This is a genomic window from Alteromonas sp. PRIM-21 (assembly GCF_027563165.1).
GTDB lineage: Bacteria > Pseudomonadota > Gammaproteobacteria > Enterobacterales > Alteromonadaceae > Alteromonas > Alteromonas macleodii_A.
On sequence record NZ_JADOEK010000020.1, the window covers coordinates 1 to 21,885 of the forward strand.

18 protein-coding genes are annotated in these 21,885 nt (G+C 43.6%); 6 read left to right on the top strand and 12 right to left on the bottom strand.

What is annotated here, in order from left to right:
* Window positions 1–379 precede the first annotated feature (379 nt).
* Both IW644_RS18865 and IW644_RS18870 read left to right on the top strand, forming a co-directional pair.
* Complete coding sequence (locus IW644_RS18865) at window positions 380–1,657, top strand: citrate synthase (protein ID WP_179983394.1); 1,278 nt, start codon at window positions 380–382, stop codon at window positions 1,655–1,657.
* A 98-nt stretch (window positions 1,658–1,755) separates the two neighbouring features.
* On the top strand, window positions 1,756–2,178 hold the full coding sequence (locus tag IW644_RS18870; RefSeq protein ID WP_269918891.1) for a DUF3429 domain-containing protein: 423 nt from the start codon (window positions 1,756–1,758) through the stop codon (window positions 2,176–2,178).
* Window positions 2,179–2,373: 195 nt separating this feature from the next.
* Here the strand turns inward: IW644_RS18870 and IW644_RS18875 are convergent, their stop codons facing one another.
* The 3 genes from IW644_RS18875 to IW644_RS18885 all read right to left on the bottom strand — a co-directional run bounded on the left by IW644_RS18875 (window position 2,374) and on the right by IW644_RS18885 (window position 5,541).
* Window positions 2,374–3,834, bottom strand: a complete 1,461-nt coding sequence (locus IW644_RS18875) for a phosphomannomutase CpsG (protein ID WP_269918892.1) — start codon at window positions 3,832–3,834, stop codon at window positions 2,374–2,376.
* A 206-nt stretch (window positions 3,835–4,040) separates the two neighbouring features.
* Window positions 4,041–4,544: a GNAT family N-acetyltransferase gene (locus IW644_RS18880; RefSeq protein ID WP_269918893.1), complete on the bottom strand. Its 504-nt coding sequence runs from the start codon at window positions 4,542–4,544 to the stop codon at window positions 4,041–4,043.
* 31 nt (window positions 4,545–4,575) lie between these two features.
* On the bottom strand, window positions 4,576–5,541 hold the full coding sequence (locus IW644_RS18885) for a glutathione S-transferase family protein (RefSeq protein WP_269918894.1): 966 nt from the start codon (window positions 5,539–5,541) through the stop codon (window positions 4,576–4,578).
* A 218-nt stretch (window positions 5,542–5,759) separates the two neighbouring features.
* On the opposite strand from IW644_RS18885, the gene tcdA reads away from it, so the two are divergent.
* Complete coding sequence (gene tcdA / locus IW644_RS18890) at window positions 5,760–6,536, top strand: tRNA cyclic N6-threonylcarbamoyladenosine(37) synthase TcdA (protein WP_179983388.1); 777 nt, start codon at window positions 5,760–5,762, stop codon at window positions 6,534–6,536.
* A 111-nt stretch (window positions 6,537–6,647) separates the two neighbouring features.
* Window positions 6,648–7,061 (top strand): hypothetical protein, encoded by a 414-nt coding sequence (locus IW644_RS18895; protein ID WP_269918895.1) that lies wholly within the window; start codon window positions 6,648–6,650, stop codon window positions 7,059–7,061.
* Window positions 7,062–7,185: 124 nt separating this feature from the next.
* Here IW644_RS18895 and IW644_RS18900 read toward each other — a convergent pair whose 3' ends face one another.
* Window positions 7,186–7,656 carry a DUF2919 family protein gene (locus IW644_RS18900; protein ID WP_269918896.1) on the bottom strand — a complete coding sequence of 157 codons (471 nt, stop codon included), beginning with the start codon at window positions 7,654–7,656 and terminating at the stop codon, window positions 7,186–7,188.
* Between the two features lie 306 nt (window positions 7,657–7,962).
* Here IW644_RS18900 and rimO point away from each other — a divergent pair, with 306 nt between their 5' ends.
* A complete protein-coding gene (rimO, locus tag IW644_RS18905) occupies window positions 7,963–9,414 on the top strand; it encodes a 30S ribosomal protein S12 methylthiotransferase RimO (protein WP_269918897.1) in 1,452 nt (483 codons plus the stop codon).
* Between the two features lie 145 nt (window positions 9,415–9,559).
* Here the strand turns inward: rimO and IW644_RS18910 are convergent, their stop codons facing one another.
* From IW644_RS18910 to IW644_RS18935, 6 genes are all read right to left on the bottom strand, one after another.
* Complete coding sequence (locus tag IW644_RS18910; RefSeq protein ID WP_269918898.1) at window positions 9,560–10,219, bottom strand: SDR family oxidoreductase; 660 nt, start codon at window positions 10,217–10,219, stop codon at window positions 9,560–9,562.
* 131 nt (window positions 10,220–10,350) lie between these two features.
* Window positions 10,351–11,100, bottom strand: a complete 750-nt coding sequence (kdsB, locus tag IW644_RS18915; RefSeq protein ID WP_179983382.1) for a 3-deoxy-manno-octulosonate cytidylyltransferase — start codon at window positions 11,098–11,100, stop codon at window positions 10,351–10,353.
* 42 nt (window positions 11,101–11,142) lie between these two features.
* A complete protein-coding gene (locus IW644_RS18920; RefSeq protein ID WP_014949430.1) occupies window positions 11,143–11,337 on the bottom strand; it encodes a Trm112 family protein in 195 nt (64 codons plus the stop codon).
* A 5-nt stretch (window positions 11,338–11,342) separates the two neighbouring features.
* A complete protein-coding gene (gene lpxK, locus IW644_RS18925; protein WP_269918899.1) occupies window positions 11,343–12,374 on the bottom strand; it encodes a tetraacyldisaccharide 4'-kinase in 1,032 nt (343 codons plus the stop codon).
* Window positions 12,371–14,119 carry a lipid A export permease/ATP-binding protein MsbA gene (msbA, locus tag IW644_RS18930; protein ID WP_269918900.1) on the bottom strand — a complete coding sequence of 583 codons (1,749 nt, stop codon included), beginning with the start codon at window positions 14,117–14,119 and terminating at the stop codon, window positions 12,371–12,373. Before msbA ends, lpxK begins: the two co-directional genes overlap by 4 nt.
* 276 nt (window positions 14,120–14,395) lie before the next feature.
* Window positions 14,396–17,032 carry a ComEC/Rec2 family competence protein gene (locus IW644_RS18935; protein WP_269918901.1) on the bottom strand — a complete coding sequence of 879 codons (2,637 nt, stop codon included), beginning with the start codon at window positions 17,030–17,032 and terminating at the stop codon, window positions 14,396–14,398.
* Window positions 17,033–17,242: 210 nt separating this feature from the next.
* Between IW644_RS18935 and IW644_RS18940 the strand changes: the two genes are divergently transcribed.
* On the top strand, window positions 17,243–17,770 hold the full coding sequence (locus IW644_RS18940; protein ID WP_179983377.1) for a DUF2062 domain-containing protein: 528 nt from the start codon (window positions 17,243–17,245) through the stop codon (window positions 17,768–17,770).
* 219 nt (window positions 17,771–17,989) lie between these two features.
* Here the strand turns inward: IW644_RS18940 and ligA are convergent, their stop codons facing one another.
* Both ligA and zipA read right to left on the bottom strand, forming a co-directional pair.
* Window positions 17,990–20,026 (bottom strand): NAD-dependent DNA ligase LigA, encoded by a 2,037-nt coding sequence (gene ligA / locus IW644_RS18945; RefSeq protein WP_269918902.1) that lies wholly within the window; start codon window positions 20,024–20,026, stop codon window positions 17,990–17,992.
* Between the two features lie 248 nt (window positions 20,027–20,274).
* Window positions 20,275–21,879, bottom strand: coding sequence for a cell division protein ZipA (gene zipA, locus IW644_RS18950; protein ID WP_269918903.1), 1,605 nt, complete (start codon window positions 21,877–21,879; stop codon window positions 20,275–20,277).
* Between the last annotated feature and the right edge of the window lie 6 nt (window positions 21,880–21,885).

The following is a 21,885-nucleotide window of genomic DNA, read 5'->3' on the forward strand; positions in this document are numbered from 1 at the left end:
GTTTATCAGTAGCTAAATAGAATAACTATGCATATCAATAAGAAATTAAGCACTTTTAATCTGAATGCGTAATTATTCTTCATGAAGAGGTTACTTTTTAATCTAAGCTGTTAATATATTTATTAATCGGTGGTTTACCTTTGTCGAAAAGCAATTGATAATTGCACTGTATCGGGCAAAGTGATTTACCAATGAGTTAATTGAACGTTACTTAATTGCTAGCATTTTTTTAAGCAATTCAGAATATTTATTGTTCAAATATGCAATTAAATTGACTTGGTGGTGCATAATAAAGTACAAATACGCCCACTTTTCCCACCGAAGCGGATATTTTCGTCCGTTTTCGCTGCAAACAGAACCATTCTGAGGAGAGCATTTTATGGCAGATCAGAAAGCCATTCTTAAAGCCGGCGGTAAGGAAATCGAGCTTCCTATCTTGTCTGGCACCGAAGGACAAGATGTAATCGATGTCCGTACGTTAGGCCAACACGGTTATTTCACGTACGACCCAGGTTTTATGGCGACAGGATCTTGCGAGTCTTCAATTACCTACATTGATGGCGCTCAAGGTGTTTTATTACACCGCGGTTTCCCTATCGAAGAACTTGCACGTGACGCAGACTACCTAGAAGTTTGCCACATGCTTCTTCACGGTGATGCACCAACAAAAGAACAATACGAAGAATTTAAAGAGACGATTACACGTCACACCATGGTACACGAACAAATCAACATGTTCTTCCACGGTTTCCGCAACGATGCGCACCCTATGGCAATGCTATGCGGTACCGTTGGTGCTATGTCTTCGTTCTACCATAGTGATTTAGATGTTTCTAACGAAGAGCAACGCAAACGCAGCGCACACCGTCTAATCGCTAAGATGCCAACGCTTGTTGCTATGTGCTACAAGTACAACATCGGTCAACCATTCGTTTACCCACGTAATGACCTTAGCTACGCAGCTAACTTCCTGAACATGATGTTTTCTGTTCCTGCAGAAGAGTATCAAATCAGCCCAGCTGTTGAGCGCGCGATGGACCGTATCTTTACTCTTCATGCTGACCACGAGCAAAATGCTTCAACGTCTACTGTTCGTCTTGCTGGTTCATCTGGTGCAAACCCATATGCATGTATTGCTGCAGGTGTTGCATCACTTTGGGGCCCTGCTCACGGCGGCGCCAACGAAGCATGTCTGAACATGCTTGAAGAAATCGGTACTGTAGACCGCATTCCAGAGTTTATTGCTCGTGCAAAAGACAAGAGCGACCCGTTCCGTCTTATGGGCTTTGGTCACCGCGTTTACAAAAACCACGACCCTCGTGCCACAGTAATGCGTGAAAGCTGCCACGAAGTACTAAGCGAACTTAACGTTAAAGATCCACTACTTGAAGTAGCAATGGAACTTGAAAAAATTGCGTTGAGCGACCCGTACTTCGCAGAGAAGAAATTGTTCCCTAACGTAGATTTCTACTCAGGTATCGTTCTTAAGGCAATTGGTATTCCTACCAACATGTTTACGTGTATCTTCGCTCTGTCTCGTACAGTAGGCTGGATTTCACACTGGCATGAAATGATGAGCGACCCTAAACAGAAGATCGGTCGTCCTCGTCAGCTATACACTGGCCACAGCCAGCGTAAGTACACGCCGATTAAGTAATTATTCAGGTAACACTGAACTAAGTATTACGCTTAATAGTAAAAATAGCGCCTTCATGGCGCTATTTTTGTTTATACAACCATCGTCAAGGAACATCCATGCCCTATTCTGCGGTTTTTTTAGGTATCGCCGGTCTTATTCCTTTTGTAGCAATGCCACTAGCCTATCAGCTTAACTTGTTATCTCTAACGCAAAGTGCAGTTTACTTTGTGCAGTACTCAGCTGTGTTGTTATCTTTCTTTGGAGGTATTCATTGGTGGGACGCAGTAAGTAACCAACGCTATGGCAAGCAAATGCTTATCGCAATGTTGCCGACAATCGTAGGGTGGCTGTGTTTAGTATTCTCACATGATGTAAAAGCTTTTGGCGTATTGTCACTTAGCTACGTTGCAATATTAATCTATGACAAGTTCACGCTAAGCCTTCCTAAAGAGCAGGTTGTCAGTTATATCAGTTTGCGTATGGGCTTAACTAGCGTTGTGGTTATCTGTCACGCCTGGATGATTTATTTACTGGTATAGGTACCGTATAGATGTAGCATGTGTGCTCGGAAACGGCCAATTTACCGTTACGCATAACCAGCAAATAAAACCTTTAAGCCACTGATAGTATTATTAATTCCAACAATTTCTTCACAAATAAAAAAGGCGATAATAATAAAGCATTATTATCGCCTTAGTTCTTTACCTTACAGTATTTTCATAAGCGCAAGGTAATTATTCAGCGCGTATAAGTGAAAGTAACTCTTCTGTTTTTTGTTCCATCAACGCGATGTCGCCTTTGCTTTCAACATTCAATCGGATAACTGGTTCAGTGTTCGATTTACGCAAGTTGAAGCGCCATGTATCGAATTCTAATCCTAATCCGTCAGTCGTGTCGATAACGCTCGCGAGAGGTTGATACTTACTGGTTACACGTTCAAGTGCCGCGTCAGCGTCTTTAAGTTTACTGTTAATTTCGCCTGACGATGGGAACGCCTGAATACGTTCTTTTACCATACTTGCGAGTGTTTGTTTTTTCACACATACCAATTCAGCAATTAATAGCCAAGGGATCATGCCCGAGTCACAGTAGGCAAAATCTCTAAAGTAGTGATGCGCGCTCATTTCTCCGCCGTAAACGGCGTCTTCTTTACGCATACGTTCTTTAATAAATGCATGACCTGTTTTAGATTTAATCGGTGTACCGCCTGCATTCGCTACGATATCTTCTGTGTTCCAGTACACGCGTGGGTCATAAATGATTTTGCTGTCGGCATTTTTCTCGATAAAAGCTTCAGCAAGCAAGCCAACAATGTAATACCCTTCAATAAATTCACCGTCTGCATCAAATAAGAAGCAGCGGTCGAAGTCACCATCCCATGCAATACCGAAATCAGCACCTGATGATTTAACCGCGTCAGCTGTGTCTGCACGATTTTCAGGTAAAAGAGGGTTTGGTATACCATTTGGAAAAGTACCATCTGCCTTGTGATGTACTTTAATGAATTCAATCGGTACACCCTGCACTTTCATCTCTTTCTCAATTGCGTCAAGTGCAGGCCCAGCCGCACCGTTACCGGCATTAACCACTACCTTTAAAGGCGTAAAATTACTTAGATTGACATAAGATAGCATGTGCGAAACATAGTCAGTCATGCACGATTTCACAGTGTATTTATCGCTTTGTGAAAGCTTTACTTCATCTACATGAGCAGTACCGTTGAAAAACGCATCAGCGTCAATCTTAACGCCATTGGTATAATGCTCTAACCTCTCTGATACAAAGCTGTCCTCTAACGCTTCTGCTTTTTCTTTAATCGCGTTAAGGCCTGTGTCTCCGCTGATAGGCACAGAGCCTGCTTTCACCAGTTTCATACCGTTATAGTTGATAGGGTTGTGACTGGCAGTTACTTCAATACCACCGTCAACGCCAAGATGTTTGGTAGCAAAGTAAATTTCTTCGGTTCCTGCCATGCCAATGTCGGTAACAGTAGCTCCAGCATCGATAAGACCTGCGCTTAACGCAAGTTTCAGCGGAGTAGAAGTAAGGCGTACATCGCTGCCAACAACAACAGTCTTTGCTGCGAGCTCTTGCGCAAAAGCATAGCCAATTCGGTACGCTACCTCTTCAGTTAACTGTGAATTCAATTCGCCACGGATATCGTACGCTTTAAAGCAGGTAATTGGGGTCGCCATTTAATTAGAAATTCCCTGTGTTTTAACTATTTATGATTACATTACCGCCTCTTACGACCTAAAGGGGCATACCGCCCTTTATATTTATCGCAAAAGAGAAGAAAACATGTATTTAAAGATACTGGTATTAAATCATTAGGGAGAGTGAAATACTATTTCAATTTGAATAACACAGCGTTTGACTATCACCTTTTTAATCAGTGAACCTAAAGCGAAAGTTCAAAGTGGGTACTGTTATACAGAACACCTTGATGCTGATACTTGCGATAAAAACATAGTGTAGGATTAAAACCACTTTTAATAAGTACTTTTTCAGAAGCGGGATTGTTATCCATGACTTCAGCACAAAGCGTTGTGATGCCCATGCTTTTGGCCTCATCTATCAAAAATAAAACACAGCGAGAAGCTATGCCCTTACCGCTTTCTTTTTCGGCAACTCTATAGCCAATTTCCGCCCTGTTGCCCTGTCGATTTTTGATATTAGCACGGGCTACCACCTGGTTGTTTCGCTGCCTGTCAACAAGCACATAGCCCCATGCTCTTCCCTGTTGTTTTAAGTAGCGCAATTCACTAACGTGATTGCCAACACCATCTATTGAATAAAACGCCGCCTCTCTTGGTGCTATAGACATTTCAAAATAGCGTTTATTAATAAGCTCAAATTCTAAAAGTGTTAGCACGTGTTTTTCGGCGACGCTTTCAAAATGCATTGGCAGTGTTGCTCCTTAACGAACTTAACCTTTAACTTTCAAATTTGTCGCGATCATGAGGCGACATTAAATCTTGCTCTGGTCCCACGGGGATGACCTGCGTCGGATTTATCATAGTGTGGCTGTAGTAATAGTGTCGTTTTATATGGTCGAAGTTCACTGTTTCAGCAACACCCGGTACTTGATAAAGCTCTATCATATACCCGTAGATGTTTGGATAGTCTGCGATTTGCTTTTTATTGCATTTAAAATGCCCGTGATACACAGCGTCGAAGCGTATCAGCGTGGTAAATAAGCGCCAGTCTGCTTCTGTTATTTTGCTGCCAACCAAATAACGTTGTTTGCTCAACCTTTCTTCAACCCTATCTAGGGCGCAGAACAATGCAGTTACGGCCTCTTCATAAGCCTCTTGCGTTGTAGCAAATCCAGCTTTATATACACCGTTGTTAATGTCGTGATATACCATGTTATTGATGGTATCGATTTCTTCGCGTAACGCTTCTGGGTAATAATCGTCGTCATTATTAGTAAGTGAGTTAAACCCACTATTAAAAATACGAATAATCTCCGCTGATTCATTATTAACGATAGTTTCAGTTTGCTTGTCCCAAAGAATTGGAACGGTAACACGAGTGGTTATCTCAGGTTCTGCCTTAGTATAAATTTGATGCGCATAATCAAAGTTATAAAGCTTATCTCCCGTTGATCCTGGGTAATCTTTAAACTCCCAGCCTTGATCAAGCATCTCAGGGTGTACCACCGAAACATCAATATGCGCCTCCAATCCCTTTAACTTTCTAAATATAAGCGCTCTGTGCGCCCAAGGACAAGCTAACGAGACATAAAGATGATAGCGATCAGATTCAGCGGGAAACGTGGAACCATCTTCGTTACTGACTTTGTCACGAAACTTAGATGCTTGACGTTCGAATTTGCCACCGCTTTTACTGGTGTCATACCATTTATCTTGCCACTTCCCATCAACGAGTAAGCCCATATGCCTGCCCCTTTTTATTACTTCATTAAACAATGAATTCATTTAAACATGTATTGGGTAGAACGTATGTCGCTTAAAATCGGATTTATTATTCGAAAAAACTGGAGTGTATTGATCTTTAGTGTTCACTTTTGAGATGATGCGCGCCCTGCTAGCGTGTTTGTACGTTTTAACGTTAGCACACGCCTTTGTTAGTTAATTTTTAAGTGAAGTGAAGCATGTCTGATGACCCTCGTTTAGGCGGTATCGTGCGCTTGTATGGCGCGCAGCAAACCAATAATTTAGCCAATAGTCATGTAGCCGTAGTCGGCATTGGTGGTGTTGGAAGTTGGACTGCCGAAGCACTGGCTCGTTCAGGCGTAGGCACTATTACACTTATTGATTTGGATGATGTTTGCGTTACGAACACGAACCGACAGATACATGCGCTCTCAAACACTATCGGAGAAGCAAAGGTCGACGCAATTGCGGCTCGGATAAACTTGATAAACCCAGCTTGCAACGTGATCTGTGTCGAGGATTTCGTTACACCTGAAAATACAGCCACATTGTTAAATAAAGAAATGCACGCTGTGGTTGATGCTACCGACAGTATTCGCGCTAAAGCGGCGATGATAGCTCACTGTAAACGCAACAAAATTCCCATTGTTACGGTTGGCGGTGCGGGCGGTCAAATAGATCCAACGCAGGTAACAAAGGGCGACTTAGCTAAAACAACTCAAGATCCACTTGCTGCTAAGCTACGCAGTGAGCTTAGACGTAACTATAATTTTAGTAAAAACCCCAAACGCCGCTTCGGGGTCGAATGTATTTATTCTACAGAGCAATTGCGCTATCCACAGCCAGACGGTTCGGTTTGCTACAATAAGTCTGCGATGGAAGGCGGTACACGACTTGACTGTGCAGGCGGGTTTGGTGCTGTAGTAACGGTAACCGCCACATTTGGTATGTTCGCTGCTGCAAGTGTAATTAATAGATTAACTGGACAAAAATAGACTTTAGCCGATAACTTACGCACAATAGTTAAAAACATATAACACCTTGTCCTGAGGGCTTTTTCAGCGTTGACTTGGTATATTAAAAGCATTGGTGAGAAGGAGAACAAAATGTCACCTGATGAACTCAATAAATTAATGGCAGATTGCGCAAAGGACGCTGTGGTTACTGCAGCTGATGAGTTCGAAATTGTACTCGACCACTCACCTGCTAGCGTAAAAATTGTCGATGATATTTTACTTAGCTTCGTGGATAAATATCACGATTTAGCGTTAGAAGATGAAGCTGTCTTCACTATTTGCAATATCTTCGGCGCTTATGTTGGCGAAATTTTAAAAGCACAGCTAGATGGCGAGTGGATTTACGATCAGTCTAATCCAAAAGCGCCTGCCGTATTTTTGAAGGTCGGTGAAAATACCTACGCATTAGCAGGTATTTGCTATGAGCGGCTGGTCAACGACAGTCAAATAAGCGTTAATTCTTATTATGAACAAGCGCTGGGCAATCACTTAGGTAGCCACTAAATATTTATTGGCCTTGTACTTAATCAACCTCAAGTGTAATTAAGTTGCACGGTTGCTGGCTCTCTCGGATGACGCTTCTCTCGGTTAACGCATCTTTCGGTATTAGCTCTGGGGAACCATACTTTCAGGGATTGGGCATCTCCCAATCCTCTACCATCCACTTCAAGTGGCGACTCTTGGAAATAGCATATAAAGCTATGCTGTAAAAAACGATTTTCACGCCCGTAATAGTTTCAAACCCCCAGTGATGGTGCATTGTGTAATATATCTGAACGCTTAAGAGTGCCAGTACACCCAACTGAGCCAGTGGTATAACCCATTTTCGCCAAGCTAAATACTCTTTTTTCCACAAACGTTCACGCTGACTAACTAAAACCAAAGCCATTAACACGGGTAAACTGGCTGCTAGCCCTAAACCCAAGCTTTCTTTTTGCGGGTAAAAAAATGCGAGTAGCTCACTGGTTTGAGCACGAGAAGCTAGAGAAAATATAAACGCTAACCAATCTATGCAAAGAAGAATAAGCACGCTATAGAGCCAACGTGGCGGCAGAATTCTCCCTGACTCATCATAAAAAGCTAGCGGTAATTTGAGCATATTTTCACTTCTATGTTTGCAACTTTGAATCTTCAGGACACCATAAGTCCTGATGTTATTTATCTCTAAGAATTGACTAAAGTGGGGGTAGACAACGCTTTTTTAAACCTTCTTGTTGTTGCTTTAACCGTATAATCTGTCGCTTTTAATTTTCATACTCCCCAAAAACGTTTTCCGACGCGCTACTCTAAGTATGCGCTAACAACTTATATCGTTAACGCTAAACATATATACTGCGTCTACGCGGGTTTTCCTGTATAATCCGCGGCCATTTTAAGCTCAGTCATTTTCCAGGTGATATTTTAGATGACAGTAGAAACGTTTAATCCAAACAAAGTAGTAAATAAAACCACCACGCTAGAAACGCCAGTGAAGGTATTAAGTGATAACAAACCTTCGCAGCAAAGCAATGGCAGCAGAATTGGTTTTGTTAGCTTAGGTTGCCCTAAGAACTTAGTTGATTCTGAGCGTATTCTTACTCAACTTCGCACCGAGGGTTATGACGTCGTCCCTACCTATAACGATTCAGATCTCGTTATCGTTAATACGTGTGGCTTCATTGATGCGGCAGTTGAAGAGTCGCTAGATACCATCGGTGAAGCACTTAAAGAAAACGGTAAAGTTATCGTGACTGGCTGCCTCGGTGTTAAAGAGGACGAAATTAGAGAGCTTCACCCGAACGTGTTAGCGATTACTGGCCCTCACGCCTACGAAACGGTAGTGGAACAAGTACACGATCATCTTCCAAAGCCACAGCACAATCCGTTTGAAGATCTTATTCCTGACCATGGTGTAAAATTAACGCCGCGTCACTATGCGTACCTGAAAATTTCAGAAGGATGTAACCACCGTTGCACATTCTGCATTATTCCTTCTATGCGAGGTGACTTAGTCAGCCGCCCAGTTGGTAACGTACTAGATGAAGCTAAGCGTTTGAAAGACGCAGGTGTTAAAGAGCTATTGGTTATTTCACAAGACACTAGCGCCTATGGTGTTGATGTTAAACACAGAACGGGGTTCTGGAACGGCATGCCAGTTAAAGCGCACATGCAACAACTGTGTGAAAAGCTTGGTGAAATGGGCATTTGGGTCCGTTTACACTATGTATACCCTTACCCGCACGTCGATGACCTTATACCGCTAATGAACGAAGGTAAAATTCTTCCGTACTTGGATATTCCCTTCCAACACGCCAATAAACGCATTCTTAAATTAATGAAGCGCCCAGGCAGTGCCGAGCGCGTTCTTGAACGCGTTAAGAAATGGCGCGAGCAGTGCCCGTCGCTGGTTATTCGCTCAACATTTATTGTTGGCTTTCCGGGCGAAACAGAAGAAGAGTTTGAAGAACTATTGGATTTCCTTCGTGAGGCCCAGCTTGATCGCGTTGGCGCATTTGCCTATTCACCCGTTGAAGGGGCAAGAGCAAACGACTTGCCTGACCCAGTACCGGAGGATATAAAACAAACCCGCCTTGCGCGCTTTATGGAAGTACAGGGTGAAATCAGTCAAGCTCGTTTACAAGCCAGAATTGGCAACGAATATCAAGTAGTCATTGACAGTGTTGATGCAGAAGGTGCTGTAGGTCGTACTTACGCAGATGCGCCAGAAGTTGACGGCCTGGTTCACTTAAACGGTGTTTATGATGTAAAACCGGGCGATCGTGTATGGGCAGAAGTAATCCATGCTAACGAGCACGACGTGTGGGCTGTACTGTCTGAAGATCAGGACGAAGAAGAAGGCGCTGACGTAGCAAGCTAACAGAAAGCCAAAAAAGAGCTTAGAAAGCGGCTTTTAAATTGACCTTAATACGCCGCTTGTTTACTTGTTAGAAATTGAAAACCTATCGGAACTATCGCCGATAGGTTTTTTATTGTCCGAGAGCGGCGGAAGATAAAGGTACTGCCTACCAAGGCAATACTTCACCATTTGAATGAATAAAGCGACCTGCGTTAGTTACATCTAGTTCATCAATACGTTGTGACAAACGTTCAGCGCAAGTATCCGCATTAATATCCCCTGCTCCATTTACCATTTCAGTCTGCACGAATCCAGGGTGGAAGATACCTACAGCAATTCCTTTAGGCTTTAAATCATTGGCCATAGAAACACCCGCTGCATTTAACGCAGCTTTAGACATTCGATACCCGTAATAACCGCCTGAACCATTGTCAGCCATTGAACCCATGCGACTGGTGATTAACGCAATTTTACTGTCTTGCGCCATTGCAGGCAGCAGTGTTTGCGTAACAAGAAGTGGGCCCATCGCATTAACGCGAAACTGGTAGTCGATAGTGTTTGGGTCCCAGTCATCAAGACTTTCACGTCCAAGTACACCAGCATTGTTGATGAGCAAATCGATATTGATGTCCATTAAAGGAGCAAGTTTTTCAGCCAATGTCTCAGGCTGAGATACATCCACACCTTTGATAATGGTCACACCTGCACTGTTTAGCTCATCACAGCTATTACGACAAGTGGCATAAACCTTTGCGCCACGTGCTTTATATTGCTTGGTAAGCGCAAGGCCTATGCCTCTATTGCCACCGGTAATTACTACGTTCATAACGGTTCCCTTGTTACAATGTGTATGCTTTAAAAAGGTTTCATTAACCTTTCACAAGAACTGGCTGATTCGTTAGGGTTTATCGCTCAATACTAATAAGCGCTAAGCCCTATTTCTGCACTCATTTCTCGTTATTTTATAGTCTTCAAAAGGCGTTCTAGATCTTCTGGTGTATCAATTCCAACCGGAGGCGGTGCTATCGCAACTTCACAGTGAATTTTATCGCCATACCATATAGCACGTAGCTGTTCTAATGACTCTATTTGTTCTAGCGAACTAGGTGCATACGCCACATATTGCTTAATGTATTGAGCGCGGTAGGCATAAATACCTATGTGGCGTTTGTACAGCGACGTGTTTGCAGATTGTGGGTTCGCCATCATGTGATCTCGTTCAAAGGGAATGGGAGAACGCGAGAAGTAGATTGACTCTCCCTTTTCATTCACCAATACCTTTACGATATTTGGATTAAATACGTCTTCAACACTTTCAATTGGCGTAGACAGTGTAGCCATTTGACACTGAGGCGCATTAGCAAGGTTGTCGGCAACCTGTCTGATATTTTCTGCAGGTATAAAGGGTTCGTCACCCTGTACATTCACCACAATAGTAGCGCTGTCAATGCCTTCTTTTTCTACAACCTCGGCAATACGCTCTGTTCCTGATTGATGATTAACTGACGTCATACAGACTTTGGCAAAACCGGCCACTACGTTTTGAATGCGCTCATCGTCGGTTGCCACTATGATGGTATCGGCGCCCGCCTCCTTAGCACGCTCAACGACGTGTTGAATCATTGGTTTACCGCCAATTAACGCTAAAGGTTTGCCTGGAAACCGACTTGAGCCATACCGAGCGGGTATCACAACTGTAAATGACATAACTTTTATTTGCCCCTACTTACCACTTAATTAAACGTTTTATTAGCGCGTTGCGTCTACATCGTCTAACGACAATGCTGTTGCTTTACTCTCGATAAGTACAGGGATGCCATCTTTAATATCAAAAGCCAATCTATCAAATCGACACACTAACTGGGTGCTATCATCACTCAGAACTAATTTTCCCTTACACACTGGGCAAGCCAAAACTTCTAAAAGCTTCTTATCAAAGGCCATTGTTATTATTCCTGTCCGTTTTGGTGAATCTTTAAACCTGCTTTGGCAAGTTTTACGTTTACTAAATTAAAAAAATCTGGCGCCAAATAAGCGGTAACGGGTAAAAACCAGCAATCGTCGTGGGCGAAGGATGCCGCTTTCACCGCATCTTTTTCCGTCATTAACACTCTGCCATTGGTTATATCTGAAGGCGTTATAGCATGATGATCAGCCAATGGAGTAGCAGAAGAAAGTTGAATACCCATTTCTCTAAGCTGAGAAAAAAAGCGTTGTGGAGAACCGATACCAGCAATTGCGCTGCAAGGCACTTTTTTAATCTCTTCAAGCGTTGTGGTTTTCACTCTGTTAGCCACACAGGTAAAATCCCCTGCGACTAACGTCATCAAATATTGAGGCGCTACGGCATTATTGAATGTTGGCATTGAACGGCTGTTATGGATTAGCGCATCAACGGTATTTAAACGCCATTGCCCTTCACGTAGTGGCCCCATTGGTAACAAAAAACCGCTTCCCACTTTTCTGTCATCCATTACCACAACTTCAACATCGCGATGAAGCGCGTAATGCTGAAGGCCATCATCACAGATAATTAAATCACATTGCAACTCGTCACTTAAATAAGCGGCACCGCGGGCGCGTACTGGGTCGATAACTACATCACACTGGCTTCTTATAGCTAATAAGCGGGGCTCGTCGCCTACCTCAGTAGCATCATCCTCGCCGTTAACTAATCGAGGATAAAACGGTGACGTAGCGCCATACCCGCGACTCAAAATACCTACCTTTACGCCTTGCTTTTGATAGTAATCGGCTAACGCCACTACAACCGGAGTTTTACCGTTACCACCTACCGAAATATTGCCAACTACGATGACAGGCGCACTCGCTTTGTAAGCTTTTTTAAGACCTACTTTAAATAATAAACGTCGAAGTGCTGAGACAAAGTAAAACAACAGCGCAAGCGGTGATAGCAGCCACACTAATGGATGGCCAAAATACCACTTATCGTGCTTGGTTTTACTTTGCAATTGACTCACTTAGCCTCACCAAATTGCAGTGCGTGCAGCTGTGCGTAATGACCACCTTTTTCAAGCAACTCGTTGTGTTTGCCTTTCTCGAGAATGCGGCCTTGTTCAACCACCATAATGCAGTCTGCATTTTCAATGGTAGACAAACGGTGGGCCACAACAATACTCGTACAACGTTTTTGCAGCGTTTCCAGCGCACCTTGAATTAAGCGCTCAGACTCAGTATCAAGGGCAGAAGTCGCTTCGTCCAAAATCAGAATGGGCGCTTCGGCAAGGATTGCCCGAGCAATAGCAATACGCTGTCGCTGACCACCCGATAGCATTAGGCCATTTTCACCGATAACCGTATCTAAACCATCAGGTAGGTTCGATAAGAACTCTTCAACATGCGCCATCTTAGCTGCATTCTCAATGTCTTTTCGAGATACATTCTCTCGCGCACCATAAGCAATGTTGTTCGCAATAGAATCGTTAAATAGCGTCACATTTTGTGAAACCACGGCAAACTGCGCTCGCAGATTTTTTAGGTCAATGTCGTTAAGCGGCTTATCGTCTAGGCGTATTTCACCTTCTTGCGGTACGTAAAAACGCGTAAGTAATGATGAGATTGTCGACTTACCACTTCCCGAACGCCCTACTAGGGCAATTGATTGGCCGGGGTTAGCTTTAAAACTCACATTAGACAATGCAGGTGTCTGTTTGCCCGGGTAAGAAAAGGTGACGTCGTCGAATTCTATCTTACCTGTAGCGCGTTCAACCTTTGTTTTACCTTTATCTTCTTCATCAGCTTCATCTAGAATTTCAAAGATACTGGCACACGCTGCCATGCCTTTTTGGAATTGGTTGTTAATGGTAGTGAGCTGTTTTAGAGGCTTCAACAGCATTACCATGCAAAATACGACGTTGATAAATACACCAGCCGTTAGCTTTTCTAGCATGCCTGGCGTACTGGCTATAAACAGAACAACAGCAAGCGCTATTGATGCAATAACCTGAATTGACGATACGCTTAATATAGAGGTCACATGAAGCTTCATCGACTGCTGGCGATTGTGATTATTTTTCTGTTTAAAGCGTTTTTGTTCTATTTCTTGGCCGCCAAACATGATCACAACTTTGTGACCTTTTACCGCCTGCTCTACTGACGACGTAAGGTTGCCCATTGATTTTTGTATGCTTTTGCTAACGATGCGAAAACGTTTACTGACAATAGATACAATCACCGCCACGATAGGGCCAATCAAAAGAAAAATAAGTGAAAGCTGCCATGAGTAATAGAACATGACACATAGCAAACCAATAACCAGCGCGCCTTCTCTGACAAGCGTTAACAAAGCTTTACCAGAAGCGTTAGCTACTTGCTCAGTATCATAAGTGACCTTACTTATAAGCCCGCCAACTGCATGATTATCGTGAAATGACACGGGTAAATGGATGTATTTATCGAACAGCTGTTGGCGCATGCGCATAACAACTTGGGCACCAATCCAGTTTAATGTATAGCTGCCTAAGAAATTAAACACACCGCGCAATAGGAACAATGGAACTATGGCGTACGCAGCCATCCGAAGATAATCTTTATCGTTATTACCTAGCGATTCATCAATCATTGGCTGTAGCTGTGAAAATACAAAAGTATCTACCGCGGAATAACCAATCATACCGATAATGGCAAACACAAAAGGCACTTTGTACGCTTTCAGATACTGTAAAAAGCGCTTAATTTGATAATCCGAGTTGTCGGCTTGTTGCATGTAGTTTTTTTAACCTGTTTAAAACGTTAACGAAAACGCGTTAAGAGTATTGTACTCGTTCTCACTCTAATTCACTAATATAGAGGCAAAATTGGTTAGTCTGCCAACTAACTGAACAATGTGTGGTCACTTCACTATAATACCAACCCTCATAGGTAATTGCCCACTCAGAAGGCGCTGGCAAGGTTTCTAGCAAAGCGTGGGAATGCAGGAATGGCTTTTTACTGTATATAAGCTTTTAAAGTGCCGGCTTTTGAGGTGTCGGCTTTTGAGAGGCTAGTTATTATTGAGATAGGGTTGTGCTTCTAAATGTCGGGGGCTAATGCCTCTCAAATACCAGCGTTTATGCAAAGTATCTCGCTGGGTATCTATGTGATAACTGCCCTGAGTAAACGTGGCCCTTACATAGCCGTGATAACTGGTTAAATACTGCTTTACTTTATGATGCTTGTATCGCCTAGCCACTTCACGTGCCGGAAACTGCCAGCGATTCTCGAAACCTTGGGTAAAGATCACAGCCTCTGGCGCTATATGCTCTATAAAAATATCGGTAGATGAGGTCTTGCTACCGTGATGAGGCGCGATAAGAATATCAGCACTTAAATTTGAAAAGCTTGGTATTAACGCACTTTCTTTTGCTGAACTCTCTTCTATTTCACGTGTTCCGTTTATTTTGCGAGTGGCGTTTATTTCACGTGTGATCAGGGCGTACTCGCTCGCCTTTTCAATATCGCCGGGTATAAGAACGCTGCCAGAGTGACCAGAAACTTTAACCACACAGGACATGGCATTATTGTCTTGCTTATTGCCTTTTGGCGGCCATAAAAATTCAATGGTCAAATTCTGCCAATAAACACGCTTGCCTCGTTCGCATCCCGCGGTAGGTGAATGAAAGCTGGCGTGTGCTGCCAAACTATGAAGTTTAACCGCAGATAAGCCTCCCGCGTGATCGTTATCACTATGTGTATGAATAACAACATCGATGCTTGAAACATGTGTACTTTCCAGAAAAGGCAGTAGGTGTGCGGTCGCTGTGTGAGCAATACCGTTAAACTGAGCACCAGTATCAATAATGATTGCTCTACTCCCTCTTGTAATAGCGATCGCGCTAGCTTGGCCAGCATCAAAAACGTGAAGTGCCCAAGGCTCCTCATTAACGGGTAACCATTTTTGAATAAAACTAAAAAAGGGAATGGACAAAATTAGGATACATACTTTTTTGTAGCGCCATTGAGGCAACAGAAAAATAACAAAAGCAGCAAGCAAACAAAACGTAGCGCCATTCCCCTCGTGAACATTAACTGCACTTAATGAAAAGCCACTAAGCAAGTTTAGGAATGACAATAAATACCCCAAACACCCATCACTTGTTTGAAATAGTGTGCTTGCTAATTCTTGGACTGGCCCGAAATGAACAAAATGAAGCAGCAATAGAGAGAGTAAACAAACAGGCAGCAGCAAAGTTATAACAGGTAAGGCAATCAAGTTTGCTATTAGCGCAATAATACTTGCACTATCAAACCATATGATTGTTAGCGGCATCATTATCAGCGTTAACGCTATTTGCAACTTTATTAGCGACACATACCAAGGTAAGCGCTGTAGCCCCCATGTGGTCACTAAAAACCAAATACACACCACCGCACCTACGCTTAAGTAAAAGCTTGCACTTAACATAGAAAGCGGGAAAAGCAGCAAACTTAACACCAGCATAGCTAACGCAATATTTATTGGCCTCCATGCATTACGTGAAAGCGACAATACGCAGCCAATAGCTATAAGAACCCAGGCTCGCACAACGGGCAATGCACTTCCGCTTAACAACGCGTAAAAAAAACAAATAACCACAAGCAAGCAAAGCACCATGGTTCTAATCGGCGCTTTAATAGTTAGTAACTTTGAACGTCGATTAGTTTTGCTCTCTCGATTTACTGTCTTTAATCTTAGACCTGTTATGCTGGCTAAGCAGTAATGCACACGGCCGAATATATCGAAAACGTGTCTGAGTATGAAAACTATCGGGTTAAAAGCTAGTAAGCATACCCCGGCAATAAGTGATAAGTGCATACCGGATATGCTAAATATGTGCCCAGTACCTGTGCGTTGTAACAGTACCCAGTTGTCTTTCGTAAACCCAGCCTTATCGCCAAGCAGTAGCGCCCGCCACCAATTGAGGTTATTGAGATTCAGCGCTTCTAGCGTTGTCGCAAGGTCATAGCGCAATGAATGCTCATGCGCGGTTTTATCGTGCTCTATAGATTTAATATATCCAGTAACATGAATAAACTGACTGACCAGCAGTTGCTGGCGGCTTGCGCCAACGGGATTGGCCGTACCGTATGCAGGTTTAAGTTTAACAACCGCTGTAAACATGTCGCCATTGTGCAAACATTTAAGTCCAACAGACTTTTCTGAAGCTTGCGGTCTCGCGCGCTGCTTTACATCGTCTAAATCACGTTGTGAGCGTTGCACTCGCTCAACATTGTCACTTAAATACTTGTATTGCTTGTGAGCAAGGCGAGCTCTAAAATTGAAAGCGTAAGAAAAAACAGCATTCAGGGGTTTTGGCACTGCGCCTTCATCTAAAAATGTTGCGACGCTCTCACCATTTACCGACGCAATGCTTACCACATAATGAAAAACGGCCTCTGAGTTATTACTTTTATTAGAAACACATCCCTGCGATAAAACTCGCCCCGATATTGTGACATCTTGTTGAATTTTACCCTTGGGCAGTTGCCAAGCGTAGTAAAAATGCCCTACACTCGCCACCCACAGTACGCCGAGTATTAAGCCGCTCACTGCACAACATAGCTGTACATCAAAAATGGTCTTATTGGACCTAGGTTTTTCTAAAGAAAACAGTAAGATGACAACAATAGCTATCACTAATATGGCAATCATCAACGCCATGGTGTGTGTACTTGGAAGTTTTTGCCAAAAAACCGCACTTATTGCGCCAACGCAAAAACAGCTTAGGCAAATTGTGATACGATTGACCATGTTTTCACGTAGCAATTGACAGTAAGTGAACGTTGCTAGTGCAAATCCGTGCTGCGCAATCCCGTTTGCTGTTATTTTTTCTGTCTTTTTTGATTTTATTTTCGAGATGCATTGATATTTATGCCTAAGAAATTTATTCGACGTTTTTTGCCAGATCACCAAAGCATTAAGCAAAACAAAGCGTTAAAAATATTTGGTAGCGTATTGCACGAACCTAATTTATGGCACCTGAACCGTCGCTCTGCATCTGGCGCGTTTGGCATAGGCTTGTTTTTTGCCTTTTGGCCTGTGCCGTTTCAAATGTGGCTTTCTGCAGGTTTAGCTATCCCTTTTCGAGCAAACCTTCCCTTGTCTGTCGCAACAGTCTGGGTAACAAATCCATTTACCATTCCCCCTATATTTTATGGGGCCTACAAAGTGGGTACTACTGTACTTGGGACCAAACCTGAGCATTTTGAATTCCAGTTTAGCTGGCAGTGGGTGGTAGAAAGCATTAACACCATTGGGCCCGCCTTTTTGGTTGGTTGTGGTATTTGCTCTGTGGTTTTCGGATTGGCAGGTTACTTTTCCCTAAACTGGGTATGGCGCTTTCAAGTGAAAAAAGCGTGGGAAAGACGCAGACAAATGCGTAATCAGACGGCTCAATAACAAAGCCCCGTAGAGAAAATAACAGCAAGAGCAAATAGCAGCATTTGCTTTCGATAAGACATAAAAAAACGCCACATCTCATTGTGGCGTTTTTTGTTGGTTTTTATCGGAAGTGAGACTTAAGAATACCTGCGTTTTGCACTTGAACTGCGTTAGGCCGAGGCTCACTATCAAAGAGGCCTCAGTCTAAAAAGCATTCTTAGCGTTTATTTCACAGGTCTATTTTTCATGCTCAGCGAGGAAGGCAACCAACGCAGCTTCATCCCACACGTCTACATCAAGCTCTTGTGCCTTGGTTAATTTAGAACCTGCCTTCTCGCCTGCAACTAGGAAGTCAGTGTTCTTACTCACTGATCCCGCCACCTTAGCACCAAGTAACTGTAGCCGCGCTTTAGCATCTGAACGCCCCATTTCACTTAGCGTACCGGTTATAACGCAGGTTTTACCTTCTAGAGGCAAGTTACCCGAATCAGGCTTTTCAATGGCGGGCCAGTTGATTCCTTCATTTAGAAGTGCGTCAATCACATCAGTGTTATGCGACTCATTAAAGAAGTTGAATATATGGGTAGCTACCACCTCGCCCACATCCTGCACTTCAACTAAAGCTTCTAATGAAGCTTCACGAATCGCTTCTAAGGTTTCAAAATGCGCAGCTAAGTTCGCCGCCGTCGCTTCACCTACTTCACGGATCCCCAATGCGTATAGGAATTTGGCTAAGGTAGTTTGCTTTGATGCTTCAAGGGATGCCAAAAGCTTGCTTGCAGACTTCTCAGCCATACGTTCTAAGCCAACAACATCACCTAATGACAGAGTAAAGAAATCTGCAGGGCTGTGTACAAGATCAGCATCTACTAATTGATCAACAAGCTTATCGCCCAGACCATCTATATCAAACGCTTTGCGCGAGGCAAAATGTTTTAGCGCCTGTTTGCGTTGCGCTGCACAAATTAACCCTCCGGTACAGCGAGCGACTGCTTCATCTTCAAGCTTTTCAACCTGCGAGTCACACACTGGGCACTGGCTTGGGAAACTAATGTCAGTTTCACTACCCGTGCGATTTGCTTCAACCACAGAAACTACCTGAGGAATAACATCACCGGCGCGACGAATGACAACAGTGTCGCCAACTTTAACGCCCAATCGGGAAATTTCATCCTGATTATGTAGTGTGGCATTAGATACGGTTACGCCACCTACAAAAACAGGCTCTAAGCGCGCAACCGGTGTGATTGCCCCAGTTCTGCCCACTTGAAACTCAACGTCCACCAGTTTGGTTACTTCCTCTTGCGCGGGAAATTTCTGCGCAATCGCCCAACGCGGTGCTCGGGCTACAAAACCAAGGGTGTTTTGCAATTCAATGCGGTCTACTTTAAAGACGACGCCATCAATGTCATATGGCAAGTTATCGCGCTTTTCCAAGATATGGTTGTAATAGTTTAAACAACCCTTACCGCCTTCTGCTGTGTCGATATCTGGGCATAGTGGCAGCCCCCATTTCCCCAATTGTGCAAGTCGCGCACTGTGGGTTGAAGGTAAATCAAAGCTTTCCGGTTGTACTACGCCTAGTGAATACGCATAAAACATCAGTGGTCGTTTAGCGGTGATTTTTGAGTCTAACTGACGCAAACTTCCGGCTGCGGCATTGCGCGGATTGGCGAAGACCTTACCGCCAGTTTCTTTTTGATGTTCGTTTAATTTTGCAAAGCCATCTCGCGGCATAAACACTTCACCACGTACCTCGACGCGGTTTGGATAGTGATCGCCGCGAAGGGTTAAAGGTACATTTGAAATAGTACGCACGTTAGCCGTGATGTTTTCGCCTACCTGACCATCGCCCCGCGTTGCAGCGCGAACTAATTCACCATTTTCGTACAAAATACTCACGGCTAAGCCATCTAACTTAGGTTCACAACTAAAATCCAAAGTAGCAGTATCTTTAAGCCTGTCTTTTAAGCGCTTCTCAAATGCCAATAGAGACTCTTCATCGAATGCGTTATCTAGCGACAGCATAGGCACATCGTGTGTAACTTGCTCAAATGCAGACAGCGCAGCGCCTCCAACCTTTTGACTTGGAGAATTTGGGCTCTGTAATTCAGGATATTGTTTTTCAAGCGCTATTAGCGCCTGCATATCTCTATCATAAACGGCATCGGGAACCGATGGGTCGTCTAGTACATAGTATTGGTAATTGTATTCATTTAACGTGTTGCGAAGTTGAGCAACTTGTTGCTTTGCTTGTTCTAAAGAGTCTGACATGGAGTTGTTTTCACGCCGTATAAATAATTAAAAGTTTTACAATTTGTAGCTTAGGTTACTTAACCCAAACGACCTTTTGTTTCAAATGAGGCATTAAACCGCCGTCTTTTTAGTCGGCTAGTATAATTTGCAGCCTCGCTGTAGCGCTATTTAATAGAAAAGGACCTGGGTATGAGCCAAGTCCTTTTTATTACGCTAACACGCAAGCACGTACAAAGCGTGCGATATAGACAGCTGAATAGCTTACGTTAGCTGCGAGCAATCATACGCTTGCGTTCAAATTCACGAATTTTTTCAACGTATTGCTGTAAGCCCTGTTTAGTTAACACGCTTCGACGACCATCTAAAACCTGAGCACCAAACTCGTCTGCCAGTTTACGTGCCGCGTTGTGCATCATATTGAATACTTGATGAGGGTCGCCTTCAATGGGCAATATCATAAACAAAGATACACCTTGGGTCTCAAAATTTTCCAGGTTATCAATATCGAAAACACCAGGTTTAAACATATTGGCTAGGCTAAATAATACTGGCCCCTTGCCATTGGAGTTTACGTGACGATGGAAGATATCCTGGTCGCCAAACTTAAACCCTAGTGTAAGCAACATAGGTAAAAGCGCAGCACCAGAAATAGCTTCACCTTCAGGTGCCCTTACGTTTAACACCAATACTTCGGGTTCAACGGTAGATGACTTTGCTGGCTCTGATGAGCTAGTCGCAGTGTCGCTGTGTGTATCATTTGCACTAAAGCTCTCTTCACCAAAATCAGGGTTACCCTGCTCGCTGGTGTCGAAGTCGATGCGCATTTGGTCATCGCCAAAATTAGGCTCTTCCCGCTTCTTGATCGGTGTTTTGCTTCGCTTACTACGTGCAAAACGTCGCGGCTGTTCATTTTCTTCCTGGCTACCCCGTAATGAAGATGAATCTTCTTGGGCGTCTAAGCTAAAGTCAGCCACTTCGCGCTCGTTTTTAGCCGGTGCTTGAACCGGTGCTGGTTCTTCTTCAAGCGTAGGGTCTACATAAAACTTTTGCGCAGGACGAACGGGTGCTGCTGGCGCTTGTGCGGGTTGTGCCGTGGTTTGATTATCAGAGTACCCATTGTTTGCGCTATTCGCGCTATTCGCGTTAGATGGCGCTGAATAAGGCGCGTCTTGTGCACTTTCATCGCGCTGTGTTTGTGGTGCTGACTCAGCTTCATCGTCGCTTTCTCGAAGCAAGAAACCAGGAGGCTCAGGGAAAGCAGCAACGTTGTCATCACTTTTATTTGATGCGGTATCAATCGAGCGAGCCTGCCCTTTCATGTGTGGCTTGGGGTTTGTTACCACTGAACCATACAGCTTGGGCGCTTCTTGAGCGTTTTCTTTTTCGCTCTCTTTTCCATCCTGTTTTACGGCTGGCGACATTGACGAATTATCATTGCTGCTAGCATTAACGTGTTCTTCGCCAGCATCGTCTTTCTGGCTATGGATGTCACTCGAAGAAGCATATTGAGAAGAGTGATTGCTCTCATCGTTACCGAATTTTTGAGCTTCGCTGCCGTTATCTGGGTTATTCACCGAGTCATCATACGACATGCTAGAAGCTGCGGTTTCTGCTGCGCTGCTCTCGTCTGCTCTATTAGGTGAGTTTTGCGAATTGCTGACCACTCGAACCGCACCAATGCCAAGTTCATCAAAACCTTCCTGTGGTTCGGTTTCTAATTCGTCATTATCCTCCTGCCACTGACGGGGCTCTAAGCGCTCTTTTTCCGAAGGCTTACCGTTTTTACGAATTTTCCAAATACCGTGGGCAAGCACAGCAATGATAAAAACCGTGCCTCCAAGGAGTAAAAATAGACGTAATTGATCTTCCATTTAATT